This is a genomic window from Desulfitibacter alkalitolerans DSM 16504, assembly GCF_000620305.1.
GTDB lineage: Bacteria > Bacillota > DSM-16504 > Desulfitibacterales > Desulfitibacteraceae > Desulfitibacter > Desulfitibacter alkalitolerans.
In genome coordinates, this window is the sequence record NZ_KK211104.1 from 109,825 (window position 1) to 122,807 (window position 12,983).

General features: G+C 39.3%; 8 protein-coding genes and 1 pseudogene. All 9 read right to left on the reverse strand.

Going from position 1 to position 12,983, the window contains the following annotated elements:
- Nucleotides 1-147: 147 nt before the first annotated feature.
- The 9 genes and pseudogenes from K364_RS0118590 to K364_RS0118635 all read right to left on the reverse strand — a co-directional run bounded on the left by K364_RS0118590 (nt 148) and on the right by K364_RS0118635 (nt 12,972).
- Nucleotides 148-1,563, reverse strand: a complete 1,416-nt coding sequence (locus tag K364_RS0118590) for a trimethylamine methyltransferase family protein (protein WP_028309274.1) — start codon at nt 1,561-1,563, stop codon at nt 148-150.
- 254 nt (nt 1,564-1,817) lie between these two features.
- Entirely contained in the window at nt 1,818-3,212 is a 1,395-nt protein-coding gene (locus K364_RS0118595) for a sigma-54 interaction domain-containing protein (RefSeq protein ID WP_035270236.1), read from the reverse strand.
- A 158-nt stretch (nt 3,213-3,370) separates the two neighbouring features.
- Nucleotides 3,371-4,795, reverse strand: a pseudogene (mttB, locus tag K364_RS27405) ([trimethylamine--corrinoid protein] Co-methyltransferase).
- Nucleotides 4,796-5,092: 297 nt separating this feature from the next.
- Nucleotides 5,093-6,706 carry a BCCT family transporter gene (locus K364_RS24755; protein WP_242841748.1) on the reverse strand — a complete coding sequence of 538 codons (1,614 nt, stop codon included), beginning with the start codon at nt 6,704-6,706 and terminating at the stop codon, nt 5,093-5,095.
- A gap of 297 nt (nt 6,707-7,003) precedes the next feature.
- Nucleotides 7,004-8,224 (reverse strand): thioredoxin-disulfide reductase, encoded by a 1,221-nt coding sequence (gene trxB, locus K364_RS0118615; protein WP_028309278.1) that lies wholly within the window; start codon nt 8,222-8,224, stop codon nt 7,004-7,006.
- A 38-nt stretch (nt 8,225-8,262) separates the two neighbouring features.
- Nucleotides 8,263-8,589 carry a thioredoxin family protein gene (locus K364_RS0118620; protein ID WP_028309279.1) on the reverse strand — a complete coding sequence of 109 codons (327 nt, stop codon included), beginning with the start codon at nt 8,587-8,589 and terminating at the stop codon, nt 8,263-8,265.
- A gap of 141 nt (nt 8,590-8,730) precedes the next feature.
- Nucleotides 8,731-10,776: an alkaline phosphatase family protein gene (locus K364_RS0118625; RefSeq protein ID WP_028309280.1), complete on the reverse strand. Its 2,046-nt coding sequence runs from the start codon at nt 10,774-10,776 to the stop codon at nt 8,731-8,733.
- 218 nt (nt 10,777-10,994) lie between these two features.
- A complete protein-coding gene (locus K364_RS0118630) occupies nt 10,995-11,612 on the reverse strand; it encodes a type 1 glutamine amidotransferase (RefSeq protein ID WP_028309281.1) in 618 nt (205 codons plus the stop codon).
- Nucleotides 11,613-11,622: 10 nt separating this feature from the next.
- A complete protein-coding gene (locus K364_RS0118635) occupies nt 11,623-12,972 on the reverse strand; it encodes an MmgE/PrpD family protein (RefSeq protein WP_028309282.1) in 1,350 nt (449 codons plus the stop codon).
- Nucleotides 12,973-12,983: the final 11 nt, after the last annotated feature.

Here is a 12,983-nt window from a genome sequence, read left to right on the forward strand (position 1 = left end):
CCCTCTTTCCATTGAAAACCGTATGTCGCAATATTCTATGAATTAGTATGAATTTCCTTCATCCAGCGGATTAAAAGCAGCTGGCAAAATGAAACAGCTCCTATTAAATATTATATAGAAGCTGTTGGGATTTTTCTAATTAAATAATTATTTCTTAACTATATTCATATATTCCTTTAAAGATTTTTCAAGGTCTTTTTCTAATAAAGTTGCTGGAGCTTCACCTAGTATCTTTTTGTATTTTCTATTGGCCCTGACTACCACATCCTTAGAACCTGCAGCTTCCCAGTCCATATAGGATTCACACGTTGAGATGGTGGGCATCCATCTGCTGCGGAATTTTTCAAAGGTACTTTCATGGGTCAAATAAGACCCCTTATGTCCAAGCTCCTGGATAGCTGCAATGGCTAGTTCTTCTTCAGAAACTTCAACCCCTTGTTTAATACGTATCATTCTTTTAATTAATTCCTCATCTATGATAAACTTTTCGTAGGATGTTGTCATAATAGCATCCAGAACCCCCATACATTGGACAACTATGTGTCCTCCTCCCAGAACTCCCAGCATGAGGTTCTGCATGGTTTCATAGCCTGCTTGACAATCTACTACCTTGGCATCAGTTATGCCTGCTAGTATCCTGGTTGGAACCTTGTAGTAATCCAGCCCCATCTGGAGATTAATAATATCCATTAGCAGGCCTTCAGGGTTGCCGCCAATAAAGCTGCCGGTTTTCATATAGGCAGTATTGGAGGCAATTGAGTATAAAACAGGGTTGCCTGGATTTATTAGTTGTATGAAGGTAAGTCCGGCAAGGATCTCAACATTTTGCAGCAGGGCTGTTCCAAGGAGGGTTATGGGACCTGAAACACCGGCCATAATGCAAGGGGCTAAAAATACAATCTGATTGCGGTTGGCATATTCCATGATAGTTTCCAGGGCATCCCTGGAATAACTAAGGGGACTTAATGGGTTAATAGCCACACCAACATAATGTCCATGCTCTAGCTTTCTGCCTAAAGCAATTTCAACCATGTCCAATGTTTCCCTGGCTTCATACCTGTATCCTGTGTGTCCAATGACAGGTTTATCAGTATTTTTAAGTGTTTCATAGATAATATGCAGATGCTTTTCATTTTGCGGAACATCACCGGGATTTACTGGAATTGAACCAACAAGATGTACTACATCACTGTATTGACAGAGCTTTTGGATATTGCTGAAGTCCTCCAATGTGGCCGCACGCTTACCTCTATCTAAATCCTGAATAAATACAGGTCCCAGATTGGGTTGAATCAAAAATCCTTCCCCAACTGTTACAGATTTCTCAGCGTTTCTAGCTGTCCAGGAAAAGGTCTTTGGACATTCTTTTATAGCTTCTTCTACCATTTTTCGAGTAAAGTAAACTGTATTACCTAAAACCCTTGCTCCATGATGCTTGCAAATCTCCAGGGCCTCTTCCGAATGAAAAGCGACCCCAGTCTCCTCTAATATTTTAATTGATGCATCATGTATCATCTGGTAATCTTCTTGAGCTATGACCTCCAGTTTTGTCTTTAACACCATAATCCCTCCATATTTGCTCTAATAATAAAATGGGCACAAGTTTACTCTATTGTAATGCAATGTCTGTGCCAGGCAATTCTAACCCAAAAACAGGCTTATCACATCCTGTTTTAAGTCCTTATGACTTGCTGTAAGTCAAAAAAATTGGTGATGTGAAACTTTGCGGAGCCATGGCGCATTTCGCTGTAGTAATAGTATGAAAATAGGAGAACACCAGGTTCTCCTTCTTGCAGTTATTATTGCTATTACTTTTATTATTTTTTATTGCTGTTGTTCAAATACTGACGAATCCGTCTGTTGGCCTTGCTTTGGGAAATGTTTAACGCCTTTGCAACTTTATAGGAACTCCCCAGCTGCTTGTAAGCCTTGATAATTAATTCCTCCTCAAGGATATCTAATGGGACAAGATTCTGTAATGCAAGATTAGCTTTTGCCTTTTCAGTTTTCCGGAAGTTTTTAGGGAAATGTTCTGGTAATATTTTAGACTCTTTCACAGTTATTACCAAACGCTCAATTACATGCTGCAGCTCACGAACATTTCCTGACCATGAATGGGACATTAATGTGTCTAGACTATCCTGGCTAAAATAATGGGAAGCACTGTATTTTTTATCATACATGTTCAAAAAATAATGAGCCAGGGGCACTATGTCTTCAAGTCTTTCACGTAAAGGCGGTATCTCTAATTCAATTACGTTTATTCTATAGAATAAATCTTCTCTAAACAGCCCATCCCTGACCATTTTTTCCAGATCTCTATTGGTTGCAGCTATTATCCTGGTATCAATAGTTTTATATTCTGTACCTCCCACTGGAATAAATCTGCCCTCTTGAATTACTTCCAGGAGTTTTGCCTGCAGCCTTAAGGGAATTTCAGCTATTTCATCCAGAAACAAGGTTCCTCCATTAGCCAGCTCTAGTAAGCCCACCTTACCGGCAGTATTTGCCCCGGTAAAAGCTCCTCGATGATATCCAAACAGCTCAGATTCCAGCAGCTGATCTGGAATGGCTGCACAGTTTATATTTTTAAAGGGACCCTTGTTTCTATTGCTAATATGATGTATATATTTAGCCATTACGTTCTTGCCGGTCCCTGATTCTCCCAGTATAAGGACTGTTGAATCAGTTGAAGAAACCTTTTGTGCCAGTTCAACACATTCCTTCATGCTTTTGCTGCGGACAATCAAATGCTCATATTTATATTCCTTTTTCCTTAGTTCTTCTACCTCCTGCTTGTACATCTGCACCAGCTTTTCCGTCTCTTCCAGGTTGCACTTAAGCTCCTCTATTTCTGTCATATCTCGGCTGTTCATAACAACCAGATCAATATTTCCATGTTCATCTAATATAGGTGTGGCAGTGACCACCAGTTTTTTTCCTATCATTGTTTCCTGAGAAAGGGTAACCCGCTTTTTCTCTTTGAAGACTATTGGAGTTATTGAAGGAGTATAATATCCTTCCTCAACTAGATGGTATACTGTTTTGCCAATAATCTCAGATGGTTTCAAACCGTAATTTCTTTCGCTTGCATTATTTACATAAACCACAATCCCCTTGCTGTTTATTACAAAAATTTCATCATAGGAATGATTTAGTATTTCCTGAAGCTTCTCTAAATTCATCTCATCTTTATCCTCATCTTGTCTCATGAAAACCACCAACTATTGTTTTATTAGTAGTGCTTTAATTATAACATATATTTGCAGCTTCTAAAATTAAAGCATTTAAGAATAACTGTATATTGGAGCTGTTAATATTTAGAATATTAATAAGCTCTCATACGTAGAGAGCTTATTAATCTTAATTACTATTTTTTAATAACACCAAACTCTTCCTCAGCTTCTGCAATAATAGTTTTTAGTTTTGATGCTATTTCTGATGGGAGAGGCTCTGGCTTGTGGTTTTTCAAAATATGAACAGCTTCCTCCCTGGCAACCTGGGTTAAATCCTTGGAACCAGCTTCATTCCATGCATATTTCATTTTGCGGTTCATTAATTTTGGACTCGATTGTGCAGTTCTCATATATTTCATGGTATGCTCCTGCATTAAGAAGTCTCCGCCGGCACCTACCTGCTTGATGACATCTACAGCTAGAGTTTCATCATTTATATCTATGCCCTGTACAACCTTATTTGCCATTTTAACTATATCGTTATCCATTACAAACTGCTCAAAGCTGAAGGTAATTCCCAGTTCCAGCATGCCCACCCCGTAGATTATATTGGCACCTGCCAATGCTGTTAACAGAGTAGACATGGTTTTTTCATGAGCAGCCTGTGCATCAGGAACTTTGCTATCAGCCTATCCACCAGCCACCCAACTAGGCAATAAATAGTACTGTGCTAATTTTGCTACAGCAGCATTAATCATACCCAATTCTGGAGCGCCAACTGGTGCAGTTGTAGTTTTCAAATCCATAATTGTAGTTGAACTTCCATAAATAACTGGCGAGCCCTTGCGTGTAAGCTGGCTTAAAACAATTCCAGCTAGAACCTCAGCGTTATGCATAACTAAAGTGCCGCCCAGAGTTACAGGTGCAGAACCACCTGCCATTGCCATGGAAAGTATATTACATGCAATCCCATATTCTGCACATTTGATTATTGCCTCAGTACAATGACTTGTTAATTGCAGGGGACTGGTTGGACAAACATTAACTGAGAGCACAGGACGTTCCCTGAGCTTATCCTTGCCACCAGCAACTGCTGCCGCCATGTCGAATATCATTTCAGCCTGTCTGCCGCTAATTCCACCAGTAAAAACATGCTTGCTTGTGTTGTTAAAGCATGCTTCTACTTCATGCAGCGGGTGAACCTTTGGAGAGACATCATGGGCTGCAACAGCCCTCAAGCATATATCTATTTCATCAAGAGCATCACACATTAGTGCAGCATTAGCAGTATCCTGCTTTATGGATTTTCTATATTCACCAGTAAAAGGGTCAATTACCATAATGCCTTCACCAAAGTTTGTGTAGTGAACCCTTTTATCTTCTATAACCACATCATGCTTGGGGTTTCTTCCAGCTAGAACAATTTTGCTGGGTGCAGAATGAATTGCATCCTCCACAAGATATGGGGGAAATTTCACTATATGGGTATTTCTATCAACAAAAGCTCCACCTGCAGCAAATATTTCTAATGCCTCATTACTTTCAACTTTTATTCCACTTTTTTGTAATACTTCAAGGGTAGCCAGATGAATTGAGTAAAGTTCATCATCAGAGAACATATTCAAGCCAAAACCCCGAATAAAGTTTGAAGCTGCATAAAACTTTCTAGCCAAATAAATCTCCTCCTGACTTAGTATTTTAATATGTTAATGAGCTCTTTATATATAGAGATTGCAAATATCATACCAATTAACTTTATCCTTTTAAACACCTGCAGCCCTTATAAATCATAGTTTCTCCTTAAATTAATAAGGCAAAATGACTGATTTTAAGTTCATCTGACTCGGGCACTATTAAAAAATAAGCAGACAATAGAGTAGATATATCCCTATTGCCTGCTCGTTATTTAGAAATTATTATACATTTTTAGCAGTCTTATCATCAATTACTATATTCTTTTCTTCTACGCTATCAGTATATTCAACTGTGAGTATCTTAGGACCCGCTACATCACCAAAGTCTTCCTTAAGCATTTTCAATACAGACATCATCAAAATTATTATAATAATCACTACAGGGACACTAGTTGCCACTGATGAAAGCTGTACAATTTGAAGTCCGCCCACTGATATTATGGCAATTCCAATGACAGCTAATAGGAAACACCAGAATAACCTTGTCCAACGTGGTGGTTCCTGGGTGTACTTAATCTCATCACAGGAAATCATTGCAATTGTATAGGCATTTGAGTCAATGGTAGTAGCCTGGAAGATTAACATTACCACGATAAAGAATGGTATCACTAACCCACTTAAAGGCAGGGTTTCCAATATGGCTACTATCATTGCGCCGCCACCAGTTGAAGTTAAAATTTCATCAAGTCCCATACCCTGGGTAAGCTGGAGGTGTGTTGCATAACCTCCGAATACCAGGAAGAATATTGAGCATCCTAATGTAGTTGTAAAAGCCATATTTACAATAACATCCTTAATTGTACGGCCTTTTGAAATCCTGGCAATAAAAAGTCCAAAATATATTGCCCATGCAACCCACCATGCCCAATAAAACACTGTCCAATCCTGCGGAAATCCAGACTTTGTAATGGGATCAGTATATAAGCTCATACGGAAAAAGTTTTGTAAAAGTACTCCAATACTATCTACATAAAATGATAGCATCCAAAGTGTTGGGCCCGCTACTAATACAAAGCCTAACAATCCAAAGCACAACCAGCTGTTTATTTCTGACAGCTTTTTAATACCACCACGTAATCCTGACCATGCACTATATCCAAATATGATAGAAAGTAAAATAGTTGTTCCAATTTTTACTGTTAAAGTATTTTCAACACCTAGAAAATGAGCAATTACCGCTGAAATCATAGGGATAACTACTCCCATGGTTGTACCCAAACCACCAACTAGTGCTACAATAACAAACACATTTATTACTTTTCCAACCCAACCGTCAACTAAATCACCTAATACTCCTCTACATGCATAACTTGGGTAAAAATATGGCTTCTTCCTTACATAAACAATATATGCAAATGCAATTGCACCTGGTGTAAATAGACCCCAGGCTAAAACACCCCAATGGAATATTCCATAGGCAATAGCAAACTGAGCAGCTTGAGCTGAAAAAGCTTCACCCCAGAATGGAGGCCACTTAAGATAAAAAATAGGTTCAGCCATTGACCAATAAACAAGACCTGCACCTACCCCACCAGTAAAAAGCATTGATAACCAACTAAATCTTGAAAATTCCGGTTCATCATCTGCCCCGCCCAGCTTTACATTACCATAGCGCCCAAAGGCTAACCATACTAGAAAAACAAAGCATCCAAATGCTAACAACAACCATAACCAGTCAAGGCTATATGTCACAGCTTTTAAAATTTGTGCACCTAGCGGCCGCAGCTGTTCGCGAAGTACTAGCATGGGTCCATATATAAGAATACATAAGATTACTCCAGCATAAAACACCAAAGGATTAATTTTTGCATACTGACTTATCTTGGATTTATCCACCGCTTTCCCCAACCCTTCATTTTTATTGGCTCCAATAAATCGTGTCCTTCCATTTTTGCAGCTCTGCAATCTACACTTATAAATCTCCACCATAACATGACCATTGTTCACAAATTTGATTATACCATGGCATCACCACCATATGTTTTACTTATTAATGCAGATATAGCAAGTATTGTGCCATTTGTTCTTATTTTCTGAATATGCTATATTTATCAATACTTTTTAGTTTAGCAAACGCTATTTTTACTGTTAATCTATTAATTAATTAGCAATCTACTCAGTCAAAGTGACTTGTTATTTTTCTCTTAATTGAGCTTTTAGTTTCTCTTTATCCATGGAATAGTCCAATCGCCTGATCTCTTGCCCTCTGTCTAATACAACAACTGATGGCACGATTTTCACATCATACCTTTGGGCAAGTTTTTTCTTAGTAGCCATATCGATTTTAACTACTTTGCTGCGTTCCGCTAGTTCTTGATTTGCTTCTTCTAATAAAGTGCTAAACTCCAAGCTTTGATTATCTAAGGCATTAAAGAAAAGCAAGAGAACTTTTTTATCGCTTTTTAGAACACTCGTATTAAATGCATTGAGTTCCTCAATATAGCGTTCGGCAGCGACTGCGGCCGTTGCCCCATCCCCTGCAGCTGAAACCACTTGCCGTAAATATTTAACCCGATTATCTCCAACTGCATATACCCCTTCGAGATTGGTTTCCATCATTTCATTAACGGGAATATAGCCTCTTTCCATCACAATGCCACTTTCCTTGAGGAAATGAGTTGAAGGAATCATCCCAACAAAGAAAAAAACACCCTGGCAAGCAAGTTTGCTTGAACGGCCCGTTTTTAAGTTCTTGATTCTAACCCCCTCCACATTATCCTCACCCAGGACTTCTTCAATTGTGGAGTTCCATATAAACTCCATCTTTTCATTTTGGAAGGCCCTTTCCGCACTCACTTTATTGCAATCGAGAACGCCTTCATCATGAAGTACAATCACTGTGACTTTGCGAGCGAATTTGGTAATGTACATGCCTTCTTCCATGGCTTGATCCCCGCTGCCAACGACAACAACATCTTCTCCTTCAAAAAACTCAGCATCACAGGTTGCACAATACGCAACTCCACTTCCCTGTAGCCGCTTCTCACCAGGAATATTTAATAGTCTCGGCTCACTACCACAAGCAATGATAACCGCCTTGGCTGAGTATTTTTTCTTTTTTTTGGTAAAGATAATTTTGTCTTCTTTTGCAAAATCAGCACTCACAACTTCATCTCGTAAAAATTCTACGCCAAAAGACTCGGCATGATTTTTAAAGTCTTTCATAAGATCAGGTCCACTAATTTGGCTGTAGCCTGGATAATTTACAATCTCTCGTGTAGTATTGACCAAACCGCCAACCGTTCCCTTGTTGATAACCAAAGTTCTCAGCTTCGCTCTTCCCCCATAAATAGCTGCTGTGAGTCCTGCGGGACCCCCACCGATTATGATTAAATCGTACGTCAGATCTCCCATTTTCCTAAATTACTCCCTCTCGTAAAATGTTTTAATCATTACGATTCTAAAACTTCCTCAATCTTATCTATGACTTTGTCTTCGTCAACAGCACCTGCTAGTTTTGCTTGGTATTCGCCATCCTTAAAGAAAAGAATCTGAGGAACTCCTTTTAAAGAGAACCTTTGGAACAAGTTCTTTTCTTCTTCTACATCCACGTAATAGAATCCAAACCTGTCTTGGTATTGCAGTTGCAGCTCCTCCAAAATAGGAACCACATCTTTACAAACGTGACAGTCTTTTCTTGAGAAAATAACAAGACAGGAGTCCTCATTATCATAGATAATTTTTTCAAAACTATTTGCATTTATTTGTTCTAAGGGCATATTTTCCACTCCTTTATTCAATGAATTTGGCAAGCCGAATATTAAAATGCTTATTGATTATCTCAAATTATTTAGAATAAAGGCAGGCCATTTCATGAAGTCAAGAATCCTGTTTATGTGAATAGGCCTGCCTTTAATATATTAGAATTCTTCGGTTAGAATCTGATAGATTGGTGCACCTTCACAGTGGGCAGGCATTCTTACACCTAATAATGCTGCAATAGTTGGTGCAATATCAACTTGTCTAATGGTTCTAGCTGTTGTAAAGTTTTCTTTAATTCCACTCCCAGCTGCTAGAAAAATCGGGGCAACAGAAGTATCGAAAGCACCCTCTACAGTGGCTAATCCATCACCATGTAAACGGTTAAAGCCCTCATCGACAGTGAAGAAAATATCCCCACACTGCGGACCGTTATTTCCTAATACAATTGCGTCTTTATTCCTCATGGCAAGCCCGACAACACGCTGTCCCTTATATCTATAAGAGTACAGGTCAGACATAATTTTTCTTTCCAGTTCATATTTATCCGCCGGGTCAACAATGCCATGGGCATCACGACCCTTTAAGTTAATATAAATATAGTTACTTCGAGTCTGGACAGCGGTTGTCTTTTCCCAATCTACTTCTTTCAAAGTCTTACCGTTTTCATCCTTTTTCATAACGGTATAACCGAGTTCCTCCATTACCTGTACATTCATACCGCCATATTCACCAATTTGTGGTGGGAATTCTTCCCCTACCAGCAAACCATGGTCAGCTACAATCATGATGGTCCATCCTTCATCTAACAGATGTAGGAATTCTCCCAGATATTTGTCTGTCTGAATATAAAACTTCCGGATAAAGTTCTGATTAACTTCAGGGTCAGTATAGCTCCAGCGCTCCAGGTTTTTCGCTAAATGCCAAAACATATGACCTGCACAGTCAACATTATGCAAATGAGTGAATACTAATTGGTATTCACGATTTTTAATTAAATAATTTAAAGCCTTTGCCTGCCATTGACAGTACAAATCCCAGGCTGGTTCATAAACATTCTCAACCAGGTAAGCATCTTCTCCCCCAACCAAGCTAACAGGCGGAATTGGGTCAACATTTTCAACAATATCTTTTAACAATTCCTTGGGGTGGAATACCTTATCCTGGGCAGTATCCAGTGCGTTACTGATCCACATTTTCAGTTTTCTACCATCCGGAGAAAGTTCCAGGAGTTTCATGGACCTACATGCGGGTTTTAATTCACCATCTTTATTAATGTCGTCTACAATATAGGAAACCATTTTCCCCACTTCTAATACTACGATTGGTTTCTCTGCCTTCTTGTTTTTATAAATTGCTATGTGGTCATAGATGCCATCAGAATTCTTTAGAATTAGTGCGGGACGTCTTACAATACCATCCGATGTTAAAATCGTAAATTCTTTGGCGTCTGCCGGTGCGGCAGCCCATCCTTCTGCATCTTTCAACGGGGAATTGACTAAATCATAATGGGGAATAGATTCAATGACCATTTCCATATTTTCTGGTCCCATGATATATTCACGGATTTCACAGCCTGACATGGCAGCTTCACCATACCATAATTCCATCATATCGGTAGTTGGTTCTTTTTCTTCAGTAATAGCATCCAGATCGGAAATCATACAACCAACACCGGCAGGACGTTCAACTTTAGGAGCATATTGTAATTCTTTAATTTCCTCATCAGCAACAATAATTTTTTCCCAATCAAGTTGTGCCACACCCATGTTTACAGAACCGGGCTGTGTTCCATCAATAACGTGTAGATTTGGGCTGTCACTGGTCGGAGGCCAAGCGGAACCGGGCCAATGCCATACTAAGGTTTTGATACCTGCTGCAGCAGTTACATTCCATAACTGCTCAGCTTCACAGTTTCTAGAATCCATATTATATACTACGGCATCCAAGCTCTCTGGTGACTGTCGCCAAAAGCAAGTAATGCCGTGTGTTCCTGGATAAGCGCCGGTTGCTAAGGTAGTCCAGCATGCAGGTGTAATAGTTGGCAGGGCACCTAAGTGGGATAAGTCTTCTCTGGCCGAGCCTCTTTCAATAAACTTTTGTAAGTTTGGCATTATTCCTTCGGCCAAGAATTTTCGGGTTATTTTGGGATCCATCCCGTCTATCCCTAATACCAATAATTTCTGTGTTAATGCTTCTCTTTTCATAATTTAAATAACAACTCCTTAGATGGTTTTGCTTAGGATATTTATAGCAATTAACGTGCCATGGCTGTCAGAAGCTTGAGACAAGCGCTTTTCCTTGTAAAACAGAGAGGGTTGGACTGCAGGCATACAAAAATGCACTCATTAATAAGTCTTAATAACTTATTGTGAGTGCATTTGACTTTGCCCACTACTACCAAGGTTATGAAAACTATGAATAGCTAAGTTAAGCTAAAAAAGTTCTTCAATATAACCTTACCATCATTACATTTGTCATTAAATAATTCGGGGTGAAACTGAACTCCGTAAACATTTCTGCTGGTGTCCTTTATACACTGAATTTTTGTCATATCACTTTCAGCCAGTTTGATAAACCCATCTGGTACATCTTTAAGTTCACAATAATGATTCTGATAAACAGTAAGAGTTGAGGAAAGGCCAGAAAAAATTTTATCGTTACCAAGTAAGTTTACCTTTTGATATCCAAATTCTTTACATTTATCCTTTCGTTTTGGGCAGATATAATTCAATGCAGCTCCGTAAGCAAGACCCATAAGTTGAAAACCAGCACAAATTCCCAGCAGGGGTACTTTACAGGTTCTTATTATGTCATATTCACTCTTAAATAGGTACATTTCATCTATTCCCCAGTTTGAATTATGTCTGCCTGAGAGAATCACAAAATTTACAGCAAGTTCATCCACCTCTTCACCAGATAGCCCAGTATAATGCTTGACAACAAAATCAGCTTCAGCAACCTGCTGCACACTATTTTTTAGAGCATTAATTGAGCCAAGATCAGTCTTATCTTTTTCATTATTAACAAGTAGTATCTTCACCCTGTCCCTCCTAGCTGCTCAAGCTGTGCCTTTGATTTGTATCTTGTGATAATAATGACATCAGCTTATTAATATGGTTCTGCTCATCCAGGTTTTCTATAAGGTCAACTATATCTCTTGCTTTTTGTTCACTCACTGCATGACATGCTAACCAAAAGAACTTTTCAATCAATTCTTTTTCACTTAAAGGGTAATCCCAATCCCCCTTGGCACGTACTGGACCTGATAAAAATGATTGTCCAGATTTTGTGATAATCTGCACCTCAGATTCCGCTATCTCCGGAAATCTCTCATCAAAACGGCTATCATGTAAAATTTTGATTTTATTCATCACATCTATTATCTGTGGATTCTGGAGGTTATCATCCAGGATTTGTTTGGGACCTACCTCTCCGTCTGCAACTGCTGCTGCAATTGGATATACTATGTTATACTGTGCTTCCTCTGTGTTTTTAGGTGAGACAGCTTTTAGCCTTGCACTTTCTTTAAAGGTAAATACATTAATTTTATGGATTTCATCAGAATTTAAACTGTGTTGAGCCATAAGTTTTATTGTTCCAAGGATGGCGGGTTGAGCCCAACGGCAGCATGCATGAGGTTTAAAATATACTTTTAAAAGATTAAATTCACTGCCCAGGGAATTAATATGGTTTGCGTATTTTTGAAAGCCTAACAGACTTGGAACGCCAGTAAACCCCTGGAATGCCATGAGGGCAGAAGTTACGCCCACTGTACAACCCCATCCTATGCCGTCTTTGACCATTGATGGATAGTCTATACAGCGCATCATGGGATTAATGGGGGCCTGATACTCGGCCATACCCAGAGCATTATATATTTGCTCCACATTCAAATTTAATAGTTTAGCAGAGGCTGCCGCTGCAGCTACCGCACCCCAGGATCCTGAAGCATGGTAAAGAGGATAATAGTCATGCCATATAATACCAGCACGGGTGCCTATTTCATAACCCACCACAATAGCCTCTAATAATTCCTTGCCTGACTTATTCGTGTGTTCAGCCATGGCTAAAGCTGCAGGTATCACCAGGGCACCTGGGTGACCCTTTACAGGTCTAAACCCGTCATCAATATCTATTGCATTTGCTTGAAATGAGTTGGCAAAGGCAGCACCTACACAGTTACTGCCCCTTCCTTCTGTAATTATGGTATTAGTGGTCCCCGGCCAAATAGATTTAGCAAAATTCCTGGCCAGGCCCGCTGCCTTTGTATTACTTCCCCCTAGAACAGCCCCCAATAAATCCAGAAGGCAGAGCTTCGCTTTTTTGATTACAGCTTCTGGTAAATCATCATAGGTGAAATTATAAATGAATTGACTCACTTTAATATTACCATCAATCATGGACTGATGCC